The following is a 20292-nucleotide window of genomic DNA, read 5'->3' as shown; positions in this document are numbered from 1 at the left end:
GCCGGAGGGGCTTGCAATACCCCGGGCGGGGCCGGAGGACCGGCCCCGCCCTGCGGGTCAGACCGCGGCTTCCGCTGCCGCCGGGGTGTCGGCGTTCTCCGGGTGGTGGCAGGCCACCTGGTGGCCGGGCTTCAGGGCGACCAGGGGCGGTTCCTGCTTGCCGCAGATCTCCGTGGCCTTCCAGCACCGCGTGTGGAAGCGGCAGCCGCTGGGCGGGGAGATCGGCGAGGGGACGTCGCCCTTGAGCAGGATGCGGCCGCTCTTGGCGCCCCGGCGGCGCGGGTCCGGGACCGGGACGGCCGACAGGAGCGCCTTGGTGTACGGGTGCATCGGGCTCGCGTACAGGGAGTTGCGGTCGGTCAGCTCGACGATCTTGCCGAGGTACATCACCGCGATCCGGTCCGAGACGTGCCGGATGACCGACAGGTCGTGGGCGATGATCACGTAGGTGAGGCCCATCTCCTCCTGGAGGTCGTCCAGCAGGTTCACCACCTGGGCCTGGATCGAGACGTCCAGCGCCGAGACCGGCTCGTCCGCGACGACCAGCTTCGGCTTGAGCGCCAGGGCGCGCGCGATGCCGATGCGCTGGCGCTGACCGCCGGAGAACTCGTGCGGGTAGCGGTTGTAGTGCTCGGGGTTGAGGCCCACCAGCGACAGCAGCCGCTGGACCTCGGCCTTGAGCCCGCCCTGCGGCTGCACTCCCTGGAGCTTGAAGGGGGCGCCGATGATCGTGCCGACCGTGTGCCGCGGGTTCAGCGAGCCGTACGGGTCCTGGAAGATCATCTGGACGTCGCGGCGCAACGGCCGCATCGCCCCCACGCCCAGGTGGGTGATGTCCCGCCCCTCGAACTCCACCGTGCCGCCGGTGGGTTCGAGCAGCCGGGTGATCAGCCGGCCCATGGTCGACTTGCCGCAGCCGGACTCGCCGACGACGCCGAGGGTCTCACCGCGGCGGACGTCGAAGTCGATGCCGTCGACGGCCTTCACGGCCCCGGACTCGCGGCGCAGCAGCCCCTTGTGGATGGGGAAGTGCTTGACCAGGCCGGTGACCTTGAGCAGCGGCTCCTCGGCCTGCCCGGCGCCGTCCGCCGCCGCGTCCGCCGTCTTCTTCATGTCCGTCGTATCGGTCACAGCTTCGGCGCAATCTCTTCGGTCCAGATCCGGGTCCGGTCCTCCTGCGACATGTGGCAGGCGGACCAGTGTCCGGCACTGGTCAGGGCCAGTTCGGGCCGCTGGGTGCGGGTGATGCCACCCTTGGGTACGTCGGCGAACGGGCAGCGCGGGTGGAAGGCACAGCCGCTGGGGATGTTGATGAGGCTGGGCGGCGAGCCCTTGACCGGGATGAGCCGCTCGGTCTGGTCCCGGTCGATGCGCGGCATGGAACCGAGCAGGCCCCAGGTGTACGGGTGCCGGGGCTCGTAGAACAGCTGGTCCGCGGTGCCGCGCTCGACGCAGCGGCCGCCGTACATCACGAGGATCTCGTCCGCCATCTCGGCGACCACGCCCAGGTCGTGCGTGATCATGATGACGGCCGAGCCGAACTCCTTCTGCAGGTCACGGATCAGGTCGAGGATCTGCGCCTGGACCGTGACGTCGAGGGCGGTCGTCGGCTCGTCAGCGATGAGCAGTTCGGGGTTGTTGACCAGGGCCATCGCGATCATCGCGCGCTGGCGCATGCCGCCGGAGAACTCGTGCGGGTAGGAGTCCACCCGCTGGTCCGGCTCGGGGATGCCGACCCGGTCGAGCATCTCGACGGCGCGCTTGCGGGCCGTCTTCTTGTCGACGTCCTGGTGGGTCCGGTAGGCCTCGATGATCTGCTTGCCGACCGAGTAGTACGGGTGCATCGCGGACAGCGGGTCCTGGAAGACCATCGCCATCTTCTGGCCGCGGAGCTTGCGCACGTCGTCGGCGTCGGCCCGGACCAGGTCCTCGCCGTCCAGCAGCACCTCACCGGAGATGTGCGGGCGGCTGCGGGCGTTGCCGGTGCGGTGCAGGCCCATGATGGCCAGCGAGGTCACCGACTTGCCGGAGCCGGACTCGCCGACGATGCCGAGCGTCTTGCCGCGCTCCAGATCGAAGGAGAGCCCGTCGACGGACTTGACCAGGCCGTCGTCGGTCGGGAAGTGGACCTTGAGGTCGCGGACCGAGAGGAAGGAACGGGCGGGGTCCCGGGGACCGGCCTGTTCGGGTACGAGGGAAGGGGTCTCGGTCACGTCAGCCTCACGCGCGGGTCGATGACGGCGTACAGCATGTCCACGATCAGGTTGGCCATCACCACGAAGAGCGCGGCGAGCAGGGTGATCCCCATGATCACGGGGAGGTCGCCCTGGCCGATGGCGGCGACGGCCGCCGTCCCCAGACCCTGGAAGTTGAAGGTCGTCTCGGTCAGTACCGCGCCGCCGAGGAGTCCGCCGAGGTCGAGGCCGAACATCGTGACGATCGGGGTGAGCGTGGACCGCAGGGCGTGCTTGCGGATGACCACGCTCTCGGTGAGGCCCTTGGCGCGGGCGGTACGGATGTAGTCCTCGCCCATGACCTCCAGCATCGTCGCGCGGGTGATCCGGGCGTAGGTGGCGGCGAAGAGGAAGGCGAGGGTGATCCAGGGCAGGATCATGCTGTTGAGCCAGGCGGCCGGATCCTCGCTCAGCGGACGGTAGTTGGAGACGTCCAGCCAGCCGAGGCCGTAGACAAGGACGGCCGGGGCCACCATGCCGGTGAAGAAGATGGGCAGCGAGACACCGGCCAGCGCGCCGACCATGACCGTTCGGTCGATGGCCGTGCGGCGTTTGAGCGCCGAGACCACGCCGGTGGCCACGCCCGCGAGCACCCAGATGACGGCGGCTCCGGAGGCGAGCGAGAGGGTGACCGGCATGCGGCTGGTCATCAGCTGCCAGACCGGGGCCTCGCTCTTGAAGGAGTAGCCGAAGCAGGGGGCGGGGCAGTGCGTCTGCTCGACGCCGGAGTCGTAGTCGCGACCGGCCACGACTCCCTTGAGGAAGAGCAAGTACTGCTCGGAAATGGGCTTGTCGAAGCCCATCTTCACGCGGATGCCCGCCAAGGCGGTTTCGTTGGTCTCGCGGCCGGCGTACATGAGCGCCGGGTCGGACCCGGTGATCTTCGGCACCGCGAAGAAGATGCCGAAGGTGACCACGGAGACCACCAGCAGCGTGGCGACGACGTTGAAAAGCCGCCTGAGGAGGTAGACGAGCACTGCAGTCGGCCGCTCCGGCGGGTGGCTGCCGTCCCTCGTGGGGACGGCAGCCACCGCCTAACGGCCTTCACCTGCCCTTCGAGCTAGCGCATGTGCGGTGAAGGCACGTGCCGACTGTTACTTGACGACGCCGAGGGTGGCGAGGTCGATGCGGCCCATGGAGTCGTTGAAGTACACGTTCGTCAGGCGCGGGTTGTGGTAGATCAGCGCCTTGTCGAAGTTGATGGGAAGGTAGAGCGCCTTCTCCATGATCTTCTTGTTGATGTCCGTGTAGAACGGGGCGGCTTCCTCCGGCGTCGCGGCGGCCGCGGCCTTCTGGAACAGCCCGTTGACCTCGGGGTCGTTCAGCATCGTGTAGTTGTTGTTGCCGTTCGGCAGGATGAACTTGCCGTCCACCAGCGGCTGGAGGAAGCCCGAGCCGCTGTTGTAGTCGGCGCCCCAGCCCATGATGATGATGCCGTAGCCCTTCTTCTTCACGTTCTCGGGCGAACCGATCGTGGAGGAGGAGAGCTTGCCGTCGTACTGGTCGATGGAGGCTTCGATGTTCACGGCCTTCAGCGCGGCCTGGAGCGACTCGGCGGTCTTGACCTCCGGGGCGCGGTTGTTGCGCACCGCGATGGTGGTCTTGAAGCCCCCGGGCTGGCCACAGGCGGCGAGCGCGGCCTTGGCCTTGTCGATCTGCGGCTTGCCGGCGGTCAGGCCCCACGGGTCGTAGGACTTGTCGGCTCCGGGCACGCCCGGCGGCAGCATGTTCGCGCCGAGGTCACCGCTGGTCGGGCCACCGCGGGCGGTCTGCAGCGACTTCGGGTCGGCCGCGTAGATGACGGCCTTGCGGCACTCGATGTTGTCGAACGGCGCGACCGTCTGCGGGAAGGCCATGTAGCGGATGTAGCCCGTGAAGGGGTTGTCCGCGTTCTTCTTCAGGTCCGGGGACTGGAGGATCTTGTTCTTCGCGGCCTGCTGGACACCGGTGCCGTCGACCGCGAGGTCGATGTCACCCGAGAGCAGGCGCTGGTCCATGTCGTCCGGGTTGGTGGTCACCGTGAAGGAGACCTTGTCCGGCAGCGCGGAGCGGACCTTGTCGGTCTTCGGGTCCCAGTTCGTGTTGCGGACGAGGGTGGCGCCCTTGCCCGAGGTGAAGGACTCGATCTTGTACGGGCCCGTGGAGACGGGCTTGTTGGTGTACTTGGCGCCCTCGTCCTTGGCCACCGGGACCGGCGAGGAGGACGGCATGGCCAGCAGGTAGCTGAAGTCCGAGTTGGCGCTCGCCAGGTTGAAGACGATCGTCTTGTCGTCCGGCGTCTGGACGGACTTGAGACCCATCTTGTTGGGGTCGGTGTCCTTGTACGGGCCGGGGTACTTCTGGCCCTGGTCCAGCAGGTCGATCAGGTACGTCGGACCGCCCGAGAGGACGTCCTGCGCGAAGACGCGCTCGACGCCGTACTTGATGTCCTTCGAGGTGATCGGCGTGCCGTCCTCGAACTTCACGCCGTCCTTGAGCTTCAGCGTGTAGGTCTTGCCGTCGTTGCTCAGCACCGGCAGCGACTCGGCGAGGTCCGGGACCAGCTTGGTGCCGTCCTTGCCCGGCTTGCTGTCGTAGGCCAGCAGCTGGCGGATGTACAGGCGCTGGATGTTCCAGACGAAGCCGTAGTAGGCGCGCGCCGGGTCGAGGTAGTCGACGTCCTGGGGCGACCAGAGCTTCAGCTCGCCGCCCTTCTTGTCGGACGCGTTGACGACACCCTTGGTCGCGGCGTCGAAGGCCGCGCCGTTCGAGGCCTTGTCCTTCGAGCCTTCATCGCCCTTGCCCCCGCACGCGGCGGTCAGCGACAGGGCTGCGACCACGGCGGTGATCGCTATTGCCTGCTTTCTGCGGATCACGTTTGTCCAACCTCCATGAGTGGATGACATGAGTGGATGAGTCGAGGACTCGGATCAGTTGCCCTTGGGGTCGAGTGCGTCGCGCAGACCGTCCCCGAAGAGGTTGAACGCCAGGACGGTGATGAAGATCGTCACCCCGGGGACCACCATGTACATGGGGTCGAACTGGTAGATGGGGACGGCGTCGGAGAGCATCTTTCCCCAGGACGCGGTGGGCGGTTTGACGCCCGCGCCGAGGAAGCTCAGGGCCGCTTCCGTGAGGATGTTGGTCGGGATGATCAGCGTCGAGTAGACGAGGATCGGCGCGACCAGGTTCGGCAGCAGCTCCTTGAACAGGATGTACACCCGTCCGGCGCCGAGGCTGCGGGCTGCCTCCACGTATTCGCGCTCGCGCAGCGAGATCGTCTGACCTCGCACGATGCGGCCGATGTAGGGCCAGCCGAAGAACCCGATCACCATGACCAGCACGCCCATGCGGACGCCCGAACCCTCGAAGCCCCAGAGGGAGTTGGGCACCACGGACACGAGCGCGATGGTGAACAGCAGCTGCGGGAAGGCCAGCAGCAGGTCCATGACGCGGCTGATGACTCCGTCGATCCAGCCGCCGAGGAAGCCCGCCAGCGTGCCCAGCAGGCTGCCGAGGACCACGGAGACGATGGCCGCCAGGAAGGCGACGGTCAGGGAGATGCGGGCGCCGTAGACGATCCGGCTGAACACGTCGCGCCCGTTGGTGGGTTCGACGCCGAGCAGGAAGTCGGAGCTCATTCCGCCGTAGGAGCCGATCGGTGTGCCCAGGTTCGGGTCGATCAGGTCCTCGTGGAAGTCGTTGGGCGGGTGGCCCAGCAGGCTCACGATCTGCGGCGCGAACACCGCCACCAGGATCAGGAGGAGCACGACGATGCCGCCCGTGAGCGCGACTTTGTCGCGCTTGAGCCGCATCCAGGCGATGCGGCCGGGTGAGCGGCCTTCGATGGCCTTGGCTGGGACGTCGGCTACGGACACGGGAGCGGGTGTTTCCGCGCTCGTGTCATGCAGTGGTGCCGTCATCGTGGTGGGGACCCCTCTCGGCCGACGGGTGAGCCGGCCCATGCCCGCCGCTGTGGCGGCGTTGGTGCGGAGTGGCGCTCGGAGAGCGTGGGAGGTGCGGGAAGTGCGGGAGGTGCGTGGGACTGCGTTCGCTTCGGTGCGGTACTTCGGTGGCGCATGCTGCGTGGTGCGTTGAGGTGCAGGAACCGCAGGAAGTGCAAGGTGAAGTGCAGAGTGAAATGCAGATGCCGAGCCGGGTTCAGCAGGACTGACCGGCTCTTGGGTGGGGAGTCTTCATGGGGCCCTCGATCACCCGCCAGACCCGCAGATGAATGGATGCGCAACCGTGATGTGGCGAGCCGTGACCCGCTATCCGGACTGCACTGACTCCTCAGCGGAGCAAGACCGTACGTTCGGTGCGCAAACGGACATGCAGCCCAACTGCCGCTTCCGGTGCGCTATTCGGGCACTGGCGGCTGGACCGGCCGGGGCAGCGCGAAGGCCGCACGGAACGCGGTTCCGTGCGGCCCGGGGGGTGTCCGGTGCGTGTCAGTAGGCCGGGGCCTGGCCCTCGCGGTCGTAGAACGGGCGCGCCTGGGCGCGCAGCCACATCGCGACCGGGTCGTGCTCGTCCGCGAGCGCGACCGTGCACACCGGCACGCCCTCGGGCACGGCCCCCACGGACTGGCGCATCATCTCGCGCACCGACTCCAGCGCGGGCGCGGAGGCGTCGTAGAGGTCCAGGCCGACGGCGAGGTAGGGCGACCCGATCACCGGCTGGACCCAGGCGCGGCGCAGCGAGCGCACGGCGGGCGTGCGGTGGGCGTGCTGGGTGAGCAGTCCGTAGAACTGCGGGAGTTCGATCGAGGGCTCCGACAGCCGCAGCGGCCCCGCCGGCATCCGGTCGAGGCCGGTGGCGATCCGGCGCAGGTCGGCCCAGGGGATGCCGAGGCCGCCGCCCTGGGCGTGCGGGTTCAGCCACAGGCCCCAGCGGTCGGGGTAGAGGGCGCGGGCCACGTCGCGGCCGGTGACCACCTCGTAGCCGCGGTTCCAGCCGCTGGCGGCCAGCTCCTGCGGCGAGGTCACGCACGGCGCGTACCCGAGGCCCTCGACCTCCATGCCGCCGTACTGGGCGTCCGGCGATCCGGGCTGCCCGTGCCACAGCAGCATCCACAGCCTGCCCTCGGCCAGCCCCTGGAGGAGCTGCTCGTAGCTGTCGTAGCGCCCGGGTGTCACCTGGCGCAGCATGTGCTCGACCTGTCCGGCCGCGGCCGTGCCTGACGCACTCACCCGGTACCCCTCCTCGTCCGCCCGTCGTCCCCGCGCACCCCGCCGCGCGTGCGGCCGGGCCATGCGGACAGCTTAAGCGCGACTACGGCAGGTAGAACGGGCGCACGCGCTCACGGATCCAAACGGCCACCGGGTCCTCCACCGCGTCGAGCAGGATCAGCTGCACCGGCCAGGGCGGCCGGACCCGTCCCAGCGCCCGCCCCAGGGCGTCCATCGGGGCGTTGCGGTGCTCCGGTTCCCATCCCGTCAGGCGGACACCGACGTACAGCTGCGGTTCCCCGCCCTCGACGCTCGCCAGGCAGCGGTGGGCGGAGGCGACCACCCCGTCGGCCCGGAACTCCTCGGCCGCGGCGGCCAGGAAGTCCACCGGGTCCTGCTGCCAGTCGGGCTCGTACAGGCGGACCCGGCCGCCGGCGGCCGTGCCGTCCAGGGGGCTGCGCCCGGCGCGGCAGAGCAGGGCCACCGCGGGCGGCGGCAGCGGGACGCCGACGGCGCCCTCGGGGTTCACGGCGATGCCGAGCTGCGGGGGCAGGCCGCGGGCGAACGCGACGGCGGGGGCGACGGCGAAGTCCATGCCGGGGCCGACGCAGGCCCGGAACTGGGCCTCGGAGCTGTAGACGGGCACGTAGGCGGCGCCGCCGATGTCCATGGTGGGCAGGTCCAGGGCCGCCGAGCCGGGGCCGCCGCCCGCGGGGAGCGGTACCCAGACCTCGCTGCGGGCCAGGGTCTCCAGGATCCGCGGCCCGGCTCCCGGGTCGCCCATCGCCGTACCCAGGACCGCTTCCAGTTCGTTGGCCGGCCAGCCGCTGCCCTGCATGCCCGTGTCTCCCCGTGTCCGTGCCGGTCCCGTCACTGCGGGGGACCGGTCACCGCCGAGGCTAGTGCGTCGCGGGGCCCGCGCCGAAGCCGATCCGGGTCACCCGGGCCGCCGCCGCCCGGTCGAGCAGGACGGCGGAGGCGCAGCCCGCCGGGAGCCGGCCCGCTTCGGCCTCGCGCACCAGCCGGGCGACCGCGCCGCGGTGCCGGGCGAAGGCGTACGCCGACACGCCGCGCCCCCGGGCCGCCTGCCCGGCCAGGGCCTCCTCGGCGGTGGCGTCGAGCAGCACCAGGTGCAGGTCGCGGCCGCGGCGGCGGGCGGCCCCGGCGAGCAGCGCCCGGACCCAGGTCTGCGTGCCGCAGTCGTGGACGACGGCGGAGTCCCCCGAGCGCAGCACGCGCCACAGCCCCCAGTAGTGCGCGGCGCGCACCAGGGGCCGGTAGGCGGCGTAGGGCAGCGCGCGGGGCATCCGGTGCTCCCAGCGCTCGCGGGCGTCCTGGGAGTCGATGCCGCCGCCCGCGACGGCGCGCTTGATGAGGGTGCTCTTGCCGCCGCCGGGCAGGCCGGACACGACGACGATGTCGCCCTCGGCGAAGCGGAGGCGGGCCGGGCCGCCGCGGACCGGGCCCCGGCCGCGCAGGTCCCGTACGGCCGCGCGGGCCGCGGGTCCGGGGCCGGCGGTGTCCCGCGGTCGGCGCTCCGGCCGGCCCGCCGCGCCGCCCGCCGCCGCACGCGCTCCCGGCACCCGCGCCGCCACCGCTCCCGCCGCCGTCGTCCCCGCCGCCGCACCGAATCTGCGCACAGTGATCGCCTCCCCCGGATCGGGTCACCAGGACCCTTGCCCCCTGAGTGTAAAGAGACGGTAATGCGGTGGACATGGTTCCGGTCGGGTCGTCGGACCGGGTGCGGGTCCGGCGGCCCGATCCGGGGCCCGCACGCCCATGCGGGCCCCGGCCGTGCAATGATGTGCGCCATCTGGACCCAACTGCATAAAGGCCGCTTGAATCCGCGCGGGAGAGTCCCGGGAGTTGCTGCGCACCCCGGGCGCCGAAGGAGCAAGACCCTCCCTTGAATCTCTCAGGCCCCGTACCGCGTGGATGAGGCAGATCTGAAAAGCGAGTCCGTACCGCCCCCTGGGCGGTACGCGCTCCACCCAAGGTGCAAGTCGGGGAACTTCGGTGCGAATCGAGGAACTCCCGGCGAACCTCTCAGGTTCCGATGACAGATGGGGAGGATCCTCCTCGTCATGTCATGTCGATGCCCTGTCGATGCCCCGGGACCTTGGGAGCCACACCCATGAGCACTGCCCCCCGCCTGACCGCCCTCGATGCGCTGCACCGTTCGCTCGGTGCGACCATGACCGACTTCGCGGGCTGGGACATGCCGCTGCGCTACGGCAGCGAGCGCGACGAGCACAACGCCGTCCGCACCCGGGCCGGCCTGTTCGACCTGTCCCACATGGGCGAGATCACGCTGACCGGCCCCGAGGCCGTCAAGGTCCTGGACCACGCGCTGGTCGGGAACATCTCCACGGTGGGCGTCGGCCGGGCCCGGTACACGCACATCTGCCGCGAGGACGGCGGCATCCTCGACGACCTGATCGTCTACCGCCTCGGTGAGACCGAGTTCATGGTCGTCGCCAACGCCTCCAACGCCCAGGTCGTCCTCGACGCGATCACCGAGCGCGCCGCCGGCTTCGACGCCGAGGTCCGCGACGACCGCGACGCCTACGCGCTGCTCGCGGTCCAGGGACCGCAGTCCCCGGCCATCCTGAAGTCGCTCACCGACGCCGACCTGGACGGGCTGAAGTACTACGCCGGTCTGCCCGGCACGGTCGCCGGGGTGCCCGCGCTGATCGCGCGCACCGGTTACACCGGTGAGGACGGCTTCGAGCTGTTCGTCGCCCCCGAGCACGCCGTGGAGCTGTGGCAGGCGCTGACCAAGGCGGGCGAGGGCGCCGGCCTGATTCCGTGCGGTCTGTCCTGCCGCGACACGCTGCGCCTGGAGGCGGGCATGCCGCTGTACGGGCACGAGCTGACGACCGCGCTGACCCCGTTCGACGCGGGTCTGGGCCGGGTCGTGAAGTTCGAGAAGGAGGGCGACTTCGTCGGCCGCGCCGCCCTGGAGGCCGCCGCCGAGCGCGCCGCCTCCGCCGCCCCGCGCAAGCTGGTCGGCCTGATCGCCGAGGGCCGCCGCGTCCCGCGCGCCGGGTTCCCGGTCGTGGCCGACGGCCAGGTCATCGGCGAGGTCACCTCGGGCGCCCCGTCCCCGACGCTGGGCAAGCCCATCGCGATGGCGTACGTCGACGCGTCGCACGCCGCACCGGGCACCTCCGGCGTCGGAGTGGACATTCGCGGTACGCATGAGCCGTACGAGGTCGTGGCCCTGCCCTTCTACAAGCGTCAGAAGTGACGCTTCCCCCCACCGGGAAGCCCGCAGCGCAGCCCGCGGAACACACGTCGGCGCACGGGGCACCGCACGTCCCACCCCGTGAGACCCCTGTCCATCAGCACTCCCCCGCATCCAGGAGAATCAGGTCATGAGCAACCCCCAGCAGCTGCGTTACAGCAAGGAGCACGAGTGGCTGTCGGACGCCGTGGACGGCGTCGCGACGGTCGGCATCACGGAGTTCGCGGCCAACGCGCTCGGTGACGTCGTCTACGCCCAGCTGCCCGAGGCGGGCGCCCAGGTGACCGCGGGCGAGACCTGCGGCGAGCTGGAGTCGACCAAGTCGGTCAGCGACCTGTACTCCCCCGTCACGGGCGAGATCGTCGAGTTCAACCAGGACGTCGTGGACGACCCTGCGCTGGTCAACACCGCTCCCTTCGAGGGTGGCTGGCTGTTCAAGGTGCGCATCACGGACGAGCCGGCCGACCTGCTCTCCGCCGAGGAGTACGCCGCGCTCACCCACTCCGACAACTGACACCCCAGGGGATCCTGATGTCTGTTCTCAACACCCCGCTGCACGAGCTCGACCCCGACGTCGCCGCCGCCGTCGACGCCGAGCTCGTGCGCCAGCAGTCCACCCTGGAAATGATCGCGTCGGAGAACTTCGCTCCGGTCGCCGTCATGGAGGCCCAGGGCTCGGTCCTGACCAACAAGTACGCCGAGGGCTACCCCGGCCGCCGCTACTACGGCGGCTGCGAGCACGTCGACGTGGTCGAGCAGATCGCGATCGACCGGATCAAGGCGCTGTTCGGCGCCGAGGCCGCGAACGTGCAGCCGCACTCCGGTGCGCAGGCCAACGCGGCCGCGATGTTCGCGCTGCTGAAGCCGGGCGACACGATCATGGGCCTGAACCTGGCCCACGGCGGTCACCTGACCCACGGCATGAAGATCAACTTCTCCGGCAAGCTCTACAACGTGGTCCCGTACCACGTCGACGAGACCGGCCGCGTGGACATGGCCGAGGTCGAGCGCCTCGCCAAGGAGTCCAAGCCGCAGATGATCGTCGCGGGCTGGTCCGCCTACCCGCGCCAGCTGGACTTCGCCGCCTTCCGCCGCATCGCGGACGAGGTCGGCGCGTACCTGATGGTCGACATGGCGCACTTCGCCGGTCTGGTCGCCGCGGGCCTGCACCCCAACCCGGTGCCGCACGCCCACGTCGTCACCACCACCACGCACAAGACCCTCGGCGGTCCGCGCGGCGGCGTGATCCTGTCCACGCAGGAACTGGCCAAGAAGATCAACTCCGCGGTCTTCCCGGGTCAGCAGGGCGGCCCGCTGGAGCACGTGATCGCGGCCAAGGCGGTCTCCTTCAAGGTCGCGGCCTCGCCCGAGTTCAAGGAGCGCCAGGAGCGCACCCTGGAGGGCGCGAAGATCATCGCCGCGCGCCTGGTGCGCGAGGACGTCACCAAGGTCGGCGTCTCGGTGCTGTCCGGCGGTACGGACGTCCACCTGGTCCTGGTCGACCTGCGCGACTCCGAGCTGGACGGCCAGCAGGCCGAGGACCGGCTGCACGAGATCGGCATCACGGTCAACCGGAACGCCATCCCGAACGACCCGCGGCCTCCGATGGTCACCTCGGGCCTGCGGATCGGCACCCCGGCCCTGGCCACGCGCGGTTTCGGCGCCGAGGACTTCACCGAGGTGGCCGAGATCATCGCCGCCGCGCTGAAGCCGGAGTTCGACGCCGAGGACCTCAAGGCGCGCGTGTCCGCGCTCGCCGCGAAGTTCCCGCTGTACCCGTCGCTCTAGGGAGCGCCCACGGAGGGCCCGGGCCTGTTTTCCACAGGACCGGGCCCTCTTGTGCGAACGGGGGGACGGGCGGGCGGGGGCGTGAGCTGTCACACGTCCGCCCGCCCGACCCCCCGGTGACGCGTCCGGCCGCTGAGCCGTTCACCTCACCGCGTTAAGCTCGGCTGTCGGACAAAATCCGAACAATCCGCCTCTCCTGCCCCCTCCACCCCACGAGCAGACAAGGGAGTCCGCCACCGTGGCCATCTCCGTCTTCGACCTTTTCTCCATCGGCATCGGTCCTTCCTCCTCCCACACGGTGGGCCCGATGCGCGCCGCACGCATGTTCGTGAACCGGCTGAAGAAGGACGGTGTCCTCGCCCAGACCTCCTCCGTACGGGCCGAGCTGTTCGGCTCGCTCGGCGCCACCGGGCACGGTCACGGCACCCCCAAGGCGGTCCTGCTGGGCCTGGAGGGCCACTCCCCCCGCTCCGTGAACGTGGAGAGCGCCGACGACGAGGTCGAGCGCATCCGCCGGACCGGACGGCTGCGCCTGCTGGGCGCGGAGATAGGTGACGGCCACGAGATCGCCTTCGACGAGCCGAACCAGCTGATCCTGCACCGCCGCCGGTCGCTGCCGTACCACGCGAACGGCATGACCCTCTTCGCCTACGACGAGTCCGGCACCCCGCTGCTGGAGAAGACCTACTACTCGGTCGGCGGCGGCTTCGTCGTGGACGAGGACGCGGTCGGCGAGGACCGGATCAAGCTCGACGACACCGTGCTGAAGTACCCCTTCCGCTCCGGTGACGAGATGCTGCGCCTCGCCAAGGAGAGCGGCCTGTCGATCTCCTCGATGATGCTGGAGAACGAGAAGGCCTGGCGCACGGAGGAGGAGATCCGCGAGGGCCTCCTGGAGATCTGGCGCGTCATGCAGGCCTGCGTCGCGCGCGGCATGTCCCGCGAGGGCATCCTGCCGGGCGGCCTGCGGGTCAAGCGCCGCGCCGCGGGCACCGCGCGCCAGCTGCGCGCCGAGGGCGACCCGCAGGCGCACGCCATGGAGTGGGCGACGCTGTACGCGATGGCCGTCAACGAGGAGAACGCGGCGGGCGGCCGGGTCGTCACCGCGCCCACCAACGGCGCCGCGGGCATCATCCCGGCGGTCCTGCACTACTACATGAACTTCGTGCCGGGCGCGGACGAGGACGGCGTGGTCCGCTTCCTCCTGTCGGCCGGCGCGATCGGCATGCTGTTCAAGGAGAACGCCTCGATCTCCGGCGCCGAGGTCGGCTGCCAGGGCGAGGTCGGCTCGGCCTGCTCGATGGCGGCGGGCGCCCTCGCCGAGGTGCTGGGCGGCACCCCGGAGCAGGTGGAGAACGCGGCCGAGATCGGCATGGAGCACAACCTCGGGCTGACCTGCGACCCGGTCGGCGGCCTGGTGCAGATCCCCTGCATCGAGCGCAACGGCATGGCGGCCGTCAAGGCGGTCACCGCGGCGAAGATGGCGATGCGCGGCGACGGCACCCACAAGGTCTCCCTGGACAAGGTCATCAAGACCATGAAGGAGACCGGCGCCGACATGAAGGTGAAGTACAAGGAGACCGCGCGCGGCGGTCTCGCGGTCAACGTCATCGAGTGCTGACCGGTCCGGGGAGGGGCGCCGAGCCGGCGCCCCTCCCCGGACGCGCGGCGGATGCAACCGCGAGGCCGTATGGCGTGTCTTCACCAGTGACACTACTGTCCCCACATCCGAAGAATCGGGGGACGTCATGCGCCATCACCTCAACCGCATCCACCACCTCATACGCTCCGTCCGGGGCGGCGCCCGCCCCGGCTCCGCCCACCGGCGGCGGCTCTGCGCCGTCACCGCCGGGGTCCTGCTCACCGCCGGGTTCGGCCTGGCCGTCCCGGCCTCGGCATCCGCCGCGACGACGACGCTCGTGACCAACGCCCGCTGGGGCGGTCACTGCACCTACGACCGGATCGTCATCGACCTCCAGGGCTCCGTCCCCGGGGTCACCGTCACGCCCGTCTCCGAGCTGGTCTACGACGGCTCGGGCAAGCCGGTCCCGCTCGCCGGTTCGTACTTCCTGGCGATCCGGCTGCACCCGGCCGCCGCGCACGACGAGGCCGGGCAGTCCGTCTACACCGGCCCGAAGCTGCAGAAGATCTACCTCCCCAAGCTCAAGGGCCTGGCCTTCACCGGTGACTTCGAGGGGTACGTCTCCCTCGGCGCCGCCTTCGACACCGCGCCGCAGTTCACCACCTCCACGCTGCACTCCCCGGAGCGCTTCGTGGTCGACATCGCCCACCCGAACACCTGCTGAGGGGCGTTCACCTCGGGCGACCGGCAGCGACGTGCGAACCTAGGATGGCCGCATGTCGCTGCCGCATGCCATTCTCACCGCGCTGCTGGAGAAGCCCTCGTCGGGGCTGGAACTGACCCGGCGCTTCGACAAGTCGATCGGGTACTTCTGGTCGGCCACGCACCAGCAGATTTACCGGGAGCTGGGGCGGCTGGAGGAGACGGGGCTGATCCGGGCGCTGCCCGGCGAGCAGCCCGTACGCGGCCGGCGCAAGGAGTACGAGGTCATGGCCGCCGGGAGCGCCGAGCTGGCGCGCTGGGTCGGGGAGAGCCAGGATCCCAAGCCCATCCGGGATCCCCTGCTGCTGCGGGTCCGGGCGGCCGGGGTCGTCGGGGTGTGCGGGCTGGGGCCGGAGCTGCGGCGCCACCTGGAACTGCACCGGCGGCAGCTGGCGGAGTACGAGGCCATCGAGCAGCGGGACTTCCCGCCGGGCCGGGACGCCGACGAGGACCGGCTGCGGCGGCTGGTGCTGCACGGCGGGCTCGGCCTGGAGACGTTCTGGCTGCGCTGGCTGGAGGAGGCCGTGGCCGAGGTCGACCGGCTGGCCGACCCGCCGCGGGAGGCGCCGGACGGCGGCTGAGGGGTGCTGGGCCGCCGGGACGGGTCCCTGCCGCGGCTGACGCGCCTCCGCCCCGGCAGTGGGGCGGAGGCGGGTGCGGGACTACTTGTTCAGGGAGGCCCAGAACTCGTCGAAGCTCAGCAGGCCGTCCTTGTTGGCGTCCTTGCTCGCGACGATCGCGTCAGCGACCGCACCGGTGACGTACGCGTCACCCATCGCCTTCATGGCCGCGCTGTACTCGTCGGCCGTGACGAAGCCGTCGCCGTCCGCGTCGAAGCGGCCGAACGTCGCCCGCGCGCTCTCGATGTCCGCCATGGGTCCACCCCTTCTTGGTGCTTGTTGACCGGCTCAGGGTAGCGGCCCCGGGAGCGGTCTCCCGCCGGGGGGCCCGATCGAGCGGTCGATAGAAATGCGATTACCCCGGAGTACGGCGGAAGCAATAATTCCGGCCAAGAAATCAAGCCCCCACTTGTCACGCTCCGGGATCACGGCATAACGTACCGGCATTGCCGCCACACCAGGAGCGCAGGGCTCCCAGGGACAAGCGGCACAAGGGCGATCACACAGGTGACGATCACAGTTGACGCATCATTCGAAGTTCTGCCCTTCACCCGTACGTGCCGCCACATCTGGGAAGACGGCGACCATGTGCTGATCGGCGTGAGTCCTGGTAACAGCTACTTCACCGCCGAGCGCATCAGCAGCCTCTCCCGATGGGCCACGACCCGCTTCGCGCAGGTCGACTTCGTCTACGCGGACCTCCACGTGGACCGGATGTTCGCCGCCTTCGGCTACACCGCGGAGCACGCGGGCAAGCGTGCCGCCAAGGAGATCAAGGCGGTCCGGCGACGGATCCTGAAAGGCGTCGCGGAATCCGGCCCCCAGGACGCCGAGATCCGGGTGAGGGCACTCTCCGAATTCCAGGGCAACCCGGTATACGAGCTGCTGCACCGACGCGTGCTGCATTTTCTTGAAACGGATGATGAATTCCGCAAGGGGTGCGAGGAAATGGCACTCCACTTCGTCGGCTCGAAGCTCGCCGAGGGCGAATCCATCACCGATGAGCAGTTGCGGGTCTGTTTCGACTACATGGCCGCGGAACTGCCGTTCTTCCTCGACACCCCGAGCATTCTCGGAGTGCCGTCCTCCGTCGCGGCCTACCACGTCAAGATGCCGCTGACCGATGTCCTCTACGCACGCGGCGGGGGCCTGCGGGCGACCCGCAACCAGGCCTGCGCCGTCGTGCGGCCCGAGGCCGTCCCGAGCACCACGCACAGCGCACACACCGCACCGACCGAAGGGACCGTCGATGAGCGTCGAGCAGCTTGAGGGCACGCAGGACGCGGCGGTCCTCGACTTCCCCCTCTCCCGGCGCGGGGACGTGCTGCCCGAGGAGTGCGGATGGCTGCGCGAGAAGGCCCCGGTCGCCCGGGTCCGTACCCTCACGGGCGACCCGGCCTGGCTGGTGAGCAGCTACGCCCTGGCCAAGCAGGTCCTGGAGGACGAGCGCTTCAGCCTCAAGGACACCGCGAACGCCGGGGCGCCCCGCCAATACGCGTTGACGATCCCCCCCGAGGTCGTCGACAACATGGGCAACATCAACAGCGCAGGGCTGCGCAACGCCGTCATGAAGGCGCTCAACCCGCGCCAGAAGGGACTCCAGGACTGGCTGGCCGCCACCGCCGACGAGCTGATCGACCGGCTCGTCGCCGAAGGCGGTCCGGCCGACCTCCGGGCGGGGTTCGCCGACCCCTTCTCGGCGGCGCTGCACTGCCAGGTGCTGGGCGTGCCCTTTGCGGACCGGCGGCGGCTGATGTCGGGGCTGGACGTCGCGTTCATGACCGCGCGCGAACCCTTCGCCGACTCGGCCCTCAACTGGTACAAGGACGTCGGGTACTTCGCCGACGCACTGCGCGCGCAGCTCGCGCTGCCCGCCGAGGAGCGTACGGGGCTCCTCGGCCGGTTCGCGGAGCTGAGGGAGGCCGACCCGGAGTCGGCGCACCTGAGCGACGACATGTTCGCGACGGTGGCCGTCTCGCTCTTCGGCGCGGGCGCGGTCTCCACCTCGGCCTTCCTGGTGCTCGCGGTCCTCGCGCTGCTCCAGCGGCCCGAACTGATCGGCTATCTGCGCGCCCACCCGGAGCGCATGGGCAAGGCGGTGGACGAGCTGCTGCGCTGGAACCTGTCGGTCGGGGACGGTCTGCCGCGGATCGCCCTGGCGGACGTGCGGCTGGGGGACGTGCTGGTCAGGGAGGGCGAGCTGGTCCTCGTCCTGCTGGAGGGCGCGAACTTCGACCCGGAGGCCTTCGAGCGCCCCGAGGAGCTGGACCTGGAGCGGGACTCGCCCAACGCCCACCTGGCCTTCGGCGCGGGGCGGCACTTCTGCCCGGCCTCCGCGCTGGGCCGCGCCCATGCCGAGATCGCGCTGTCGGTGCTGGTCGACCGCCTGCCGACGCTGCGCCTCGCGGTGCCGGCCGAGAACCTGGTGTGGCGCACGGGCTTCATCAAGCGGCTTCCGGAGCGGCTGCCGGTCGCCTGGTAGCCGCTGCGGGACGTGACGGTGCCCCGGGGATCGGCGGATCCCCGGGGCACCGTCATGCCGCACCGCCGCCCCGCCCGGTCCTGCCGGGCGGCGCCGGATCAGCGGAAGATGCCGGTGTGCCCGAGCGAGTAGCGGCCGGGCTGCGGGTAGACGGCCAGGCCGTGCGGGCCGCTGCCGACCGGGATGCGGGCGAGCTGGTGGCCGTCGGCCGTGTCGATCGCGTAGACCTCGGAGTTGTAGCGGCCCGAGAGCCACAGCACCTTGCCGTCGGCGGAGACGCCGCCCATGTCGGGGCTGCCGCCGTCGGGTAGGTCCCACTTCTTGGTCAGCCGGTTCTGCTTGAAGTCGAAGACCGAGATGCTGCCCTCGCCGCGGTTGGAGATGTACATCTCCCTGGAGTCACGGCTCACGTACAGGCCGTGGCAGCCCTTTCCGGTGGGCAGCAGCTTGGGGGTGTCGAAGGCGTCGCCGCCGAGGACCCACACGCCGTGCGCCATCATGTCCGCGACGTAGAAGGTCTTTCCGTCCGGGGAGACCTTGACGTCCTGCGGCATCGCGCCCTCGAAAGGCAGTTTCTGCTGGCCGATGACCTCCATCTTCTCGGTGTCGACCTTGAGGAGTTCACCGGAGAACTCGCAGGAGACGATGAAGTACCGGCCGTCCGCCGAGAAGTCGGCGTGATTGACCCCGAAGCAGGTCACCGGGACGGTTTTGACGCGGTCCATGGTGTGCGGATCGCGGAAGACCAGCTCCTTGTCCATCGAGGCCATGACGATGGCGTACTTGCCGTTCGGCGTGAAGTAGAGGTTGTACGGGTCGTGCACCTCGACGGGCTTGCCCGCCTCCCCGGTGGCGGGGTCGATCGGGGTGAGCGTGTGGCCCCGGTTGTTGTTCACCCACAGGGTCTTCAGGTCCCAGGAGGGCACGACGTGCTGCGGCTGGGCGCCGACCGGGATGGTCTCGATCACCTTGTACGTCGCCGGGTCGATGACGGACACCGTGTTGGAGCTGGTGTTCGGCACGTAGACGCGGGAGGGGAAGTTCTTGACGACGGGCGAGAGCTGGTTCGGCCGATCGGCCGCGTAGACGTCGTCGGGCGCGAGGAGCGGCGGCATTCCGGCCAGTCCGGGCGGGGCGGCCGGAACGGCCTTCACGGGGCGGGCCGGCCCGCGGGAGCCGAGCGCCTCGGGCTCGCCCTTGTCGGCCGCTCCGCAGCCCGCCAGGGCGGTGAGGGCCAGTGCGGCGAGCAGCACGGTGGCTTTCCGGGGAAGGCGGTGGGTCGTCATGAGGTCAGCAGCTCCGTGGTGGTCACCGCGCGCAGTTTGCGGCGCGCGAGGTCTTCGAGGAGGGGTGGCAGCGCGTCGACCGTGTCCGCGTAGCCGAAGTGCAGGCTCACCACCGATCCGCCGAGGATCGGCCCGGTGACGTTGCGGATGACGGCCGCGGCGCCGGGTGAGGTGAAGTCGAGGGAGTCCACGTCGTAGGAGAGGACGTGCGGGTATCCCGCCCGCTGGGCCAGGGTGCGCACCAGGGGGCTGGCGTACTGGGTCTGGGAGGGGCGGAACCAGGTGCCGATGGACCCGGTGAGCCGCTTGAGCCGCTGCGCGCACCCGGTGATCTCGGCGTACGCCTCCGCCTCGGGCAGGGCGTTGATCGCGAGGTGGCGCTGGGTGTGGTTGCCGAGTTCGTGCCCTCCGTCCAGGATCCGGCGGGCCAGCTCCGGGTGGGCGTCGAGCCAGCTGCCGATGGCGAGTACGGTCACCCGCGCCCCGGCCTTCTCCGCCTCCGCGAGGACCGCGCGGGCGATGGCGGGCTCGCCGTTCCCGTGGAAGGTGAGCGCCACCGCCGGGCTGTCCCGGGCCCCGTGGACGATCTCGACGGGCTGCCCGGGGAACCGGCGGGGGGCGGGGGCCGGGGCGTGCGCGGCGGCCGGTCGGGTGGCGGGGGGCGGGGCCGCGGGCGGGGCGGCCGGGCGGCCCGTCCCGCAGGCGGCGGTGAGGGCCCCGGCGGCGACCGCCGCTCCGGCGCGCAGGGCCGTACGACGGTCTGGGTAACAGAGCACCTGCCCATTTAAGGGGTGATTGGCCGGATAGGTAATGATTGACCCAATTCGGGATGGTGACCGAAGCGGGCCCGACGGGGGACTGTCCGCTATGTGATCAACGATTCACGCGGAGCGGTCGATATTTATTCACTGATTACGAGGCGAGTGGCCCACCTCACCTAGGATTTAGATAGAAAGTCTTAGGATATACACACTTATGTCCGAGTTGGGGGTTTTGGCGTTCGGCCCCTCGTCTGCCATAGTCGGAACCACGGCTTCCCCATTGACCCGAGCGAAGTCGCAGCCGAGGATCACACCCCCTTCGATCCTCGGCTCACCCATGAAGCCCCCGAAGCGCCGCACTACGGCGACAGGGGGCTTCT

The 20292-nt window shown here is 70.4% G+C and carries 19 protein-coding genes and 1 riboswitch; of the genes, 8 read left to right on the top strand and 11 right to left on the bottom strand.

Annotated features, from left to right (window positions below; translation table 11 throughout):
• Positions 1 to 57: 57 nt before the first annotated feature.
• The 8 genes from AC0693_RS26900 to AC0693_RS26865 all read right to left on the bottom strand — a co-directional run bounded on the left by AC0693_RS26900 (position 58) and on the right by AC0693_RS26865 (position 8979).
• On the bottom strand, positions 58 to 1113 hold the full coding sequence (locus AC0693_RS26900) for an ABC transporter ATP-binding protein (protein WP_356414590.1): 1056 nt from the start codon (positions 1111 to 1113) through the stop codon (positions 58 to 60).
• Between the two features lie 14 nt (positions 1114 to 1127).
• Positions 1128 to 2213: an ABC transporter ATP-binding protein gene (locus tag AC0693_RS26895; RefSeq protein WP_356414512.1), complete on the bottom strand. Its 1086-nt coding sequence runs from the start codon at positions 2211 to 2213 to the stop codon at positions 1128 to 1130.
• Positions 2210 to 3211 carry an ABC transporter permease gene (locus AC0693_RS26890; RefSeq protein WP_356414593.1) on the bottom strand — a complete coding sequence of 334 codons (1002 nt, stop codon included), beginning with the start codon at positions 3209 to 3211 and terminating at the stop codon, positions 2210 to 2212. Before AC0693_RS26890 ends, AC0693_RS26895 begins: the two co-directional genes overlap by 4 nt.
• Positions 3212 to 3328: 117 nt before the next feature.
• A complete protein-coding gene (locus tag AC0693_RS26885) occupies positions 3329 to 5119 on the bottom strand; it encodes an ABC transporter substrate-binding protein (RefSeq protein ID WP_356414515.1) in 1791 nt (596 codons plus the stop codon).
• A 24-nt stretch (positions 5120 to 5143) separates the two neighbouring features.
• Positions 5144 to 6136 (bottom strand): ABC transporter permease, encoded by a 993-nt coding sequence (locus AC0693_RS26880; protein ID WP_356414518.1) that lies wholly within the window; start codon positions 6134 to 6136, stop codon positions 5144 to 5146.
• A gap of 528 nt (positions 6137 to 6664) precedes the next feature.
• Complete coding sequence (locus AC0693_RS26875) at positions 6665 to 7405, bottom strand: enhanced serine sensitivity protein SseB C-terminal domain-containing protein (protein ID WP_356414521.1); 741 nt, start codon at positions 7403 to 7405, stop codon at positions 6665 to 6667.
• Positions 7406 to 7487: 82 nt separating this feature from the next.
• Positions 7488 to 8222, bottom strand: a complete 735-nt coding sequence (locus tag AC0693_RS26870; protein WP_356414524.1) for an enhanced serine sensitivity protein SseB — start codon at positions 8220 to 8222, stop codon at positions 7488 to 7490.
• Between the two features lie 61 nt (positions 8223 to 8283).
• Positions 8284 to 8979 (bottom strand): AAA family ATPase, encoded by a 696-nt coding sequence (locus AC0693_RS26865; RefSeq protein WP_478803187.1) that lies wholly within the window; start codon positions 8977 to 8979, stop codon positions 8284 to 8286.
• Between the two features lie 244 nt (positions 8980 to 9223).
• Positions 9224 to 9324, top strand: a riboswitch (glycine riboswitch).
• 194 nt (positions 9325 to 9518) lie between these two features.
• Between AC0693_RS26865 and gcvT the strand changes: the two genes are divergently transcribed.
• From gcvT to AC0693_RS26835, 6 genes are all read left to right on the top strand, one after another.
• Positions 9519 to 10634, top strand: a complete 1116-nt coding sequence (gene gcvT / locus AC0693_RS26860) for a glycine cleavage system aminomethyltransferase GcvT (protein WP_478803105.1) — start codon at positions 9519 to 9521, stop codon at positions 10632 to 10634.
• 127 nt (positions 10635 to 10761) lie between these two features.
• Positions 10762 to 11145 (top strand): glycine cleavage system protein GcvH, encoded by a 384-nt coding sequence (gene gcvH / locus AC0693_RS26855; protein WP_356414531.1) that lies wholly within the window; start codon positions 10762 to 10764, stop codon positions 11143 to 11145.
• A gap of 17 nt (positions 11146 to 11162) precedes the next feature.
• Positions 11163 to 12419, top strand: coding sequence for a serine hydroxymethyltransferase (gene glyA / locus AC0693_RS26850; protein WP_478803104.1), 1257 nt, complete (start codon positions 11163 to 11165; stop codon positions 12417 to 12419).
• A gap of 238 nt (positions 12420 to 12657) precedes the next feature.
• Entirely contained in the window at positions 12658 to 14040 is a 1383-nt protein-coding gene (locus AC0693_RS26845; RefSeq protein ID WP_356414537.1) for an L-serine ammonia-lyase, read from the top strand.
• Between the two features lie 127 nt (positions 14041 to 14167).
• Positions 14168 to 14725, top strand: a complete 558-nt coding sequence (locus AC0693_RS26840; protein WP_478803103.1) for an AMIN-like domain-containing (lipo)protein — start codon at positions 14168 to 14170, stop codon at positions 14723 to 14725.
• A gap of 52 nt (positions 14726 to 14777) precedes the next feature.
• A complete protein-coding gene (locus tag AC0693_RS26835) occupies positions 14778 to 15344 on the top strand; it encodes a PadR family transcriptional regulator (RefSeq protein ID WP_478803102.1) in 567 nt (188 codons plus the stop codon).
• Positions 15345 to 15425: 81 nt separating this feature from the next.
• Here the strand turns inward: AC0693_RS26835 and AC0693_RS26830 are convergent, their stop codons facing one another.
• Entirely contained in the window at positions 15426 to 15638 is a 213-nt protein-coding gene (locus AC0693_RS26830) for an EF-hand domain-containing protein (RefSeq protein ID WP_356414545.1), read from the bottom strand.
• Between the two features lie 252 nt (positions 15639 to 15890).
• Between AC0693_RS26830 and AC0693_RS26825 the strand changes: the two genes are divergently transcribed.
• On the top strand, positions 15891 to 16652 hold the full coding sequence (locus AC0693_RS26825; protein ID WP_356414548.1) for a tRNA-dependent cyclodipeptide synthase: 762 nt from the start codon (positions 15891 to 15893) through the stop codon (positions 16650 to 16652).
• Positions 16633 to 17865, top strand: coding sequence for a cytochrome P450 (locus AC0693_RS26820; protein ID WP_469332516.1), 1233 nt, complete (start codon positions 16633 to 16635; stop codon positions 17863 to 17865). The genes AC0693_RS26825 and AC0693_RS26820 overlap by 20 nt, the downstream gene beginning before the upstream one ends.
• Before the next feature lie 98 nt (positions 17866 to 17963).
• Here the strand turns inward: AC0693_RS26820 and AC0693_RS26815 are convergent, their stop codons facing one another.
• On the bottom strand, positions 17964 to 19151 hold the full coding sequence (locus AC0693_RS26815; protein WP_469317927.1) for a YncE family protein: 1188 nt from the start codon (positions 19149 to 19151) through the stop codon (positions 17964 to 17966).
• Positions 19148 to 19927, bottom strand: coding sequence for a polysaccharide deacetylase family protein (locus tag AC0693_RS26810; protein WP_356414557.1), 780 nt, complete (start codon positions 19925 to 19927; stop codon positions 19148 to 19150). The genes AC0693_RS26815 and AC0693_RS26810 overlap by 4 nt, the downstream gene beginning before the upstream one ends.
• Positions 19928 to 20292 lie beyond the last annotated feature (365 nt).

Source organism: Streptomyces sp. NPDC043876, from assembly GCF_056435825.1.
The sequence above is the reverse complement of the archived record's forward strand: the minus strand, read 5'-3'. Positions and strand labels throughout refer to the sequence as shown.

Excerpts from the sequence above, each read along its gene's own strand:
- AC0693_RS26900 (WP_356414590.1), bottom strand. The coding sequence starts at position 1,113 with ATGAAGAAGACGGCGGACGCGGCGGCGGACGGCGCCGGGCAGGCCGAG.
- AC0693_RS26885 (WP_356414515.1), bottom strand. The coding sequence starts at position 5,119 with ATGTCATCCACTCATGGAGGTTGGACAAACGTGATCCGCAGAAAGCAG.
- AC0693_RS26880 (WP_356414518.1), bottom strand. The coding sequence starts at position 6,136 with ATGACGGCACCACTGCATGACACGAGCGCGGAAACACCCGCTCCCGTG.
- AC0693_RS26870 (WP_356414524.1), bottom strand. The coding sequence starts at position 8,222 with ATGCAGGGCAGCGGCTGGCCGGCCAACGAACTGGAAGCGGTCCTGGGT.
- gcvT (WP_478803105.1), top strand. The coding sequence starts at position 9,519 with ATGAGCACTGCCCCCCGCCTGACCGCCCTCGATGCGCTGCACCGTTCG.
- gcvH (WP_356414531.1), top strand. The coding sequence starts at position 10,762 with ATGAGCAACCCCCAGCAGCTGCGTTACAGCAAGGAGCACGAGTGGCTG.
- glyA (WP_478803104.1), top strand. The coding sequence starts at position 11,163 with ATGTCTGTTCTCAACACCCCGCTGCACGAGCTCGACCCCGACGTCGCC.
- AC0693_RS26840 (WP_478803103.1), top strand. The coding sequence starts at position 14,168 with ATGCGCCATCACCTCAACCGCATCCACCACCTCATACGCTCCGTCCGG.
- AC0693_RS26835 (WP_478803102.1), top strand. The coding sequence starts at position 14,778 with ATGTCGCTGCCGCATGCCATTCTCACCGCGCTGCTGGAGAAGCCCTCG.
- AC0693_RS26830 (WP_356414545.1), bottom strand. The coding sequence starts at position 15,638 with ATGGCGGACATCGAGAGCGCGCGGGCGACGTTCGGCCGCTTCGACGCG.
- AC0693_RS26820 (WP_469332516.1), top strand. The coding sequence starts at position 16,633 with ATGAGCGTCGAGCAGCTTGAGGGCACGCAGGACGCGGCGGTCCTCGAC.
- AC0693_RS26815 (WP_469317927.1), bottom strand. The coding sequence starts at position 19,151 with ATGACGACCCACCGCCTTCCCCGGAAAGCCACCGTGCTGCTCGCCGCA.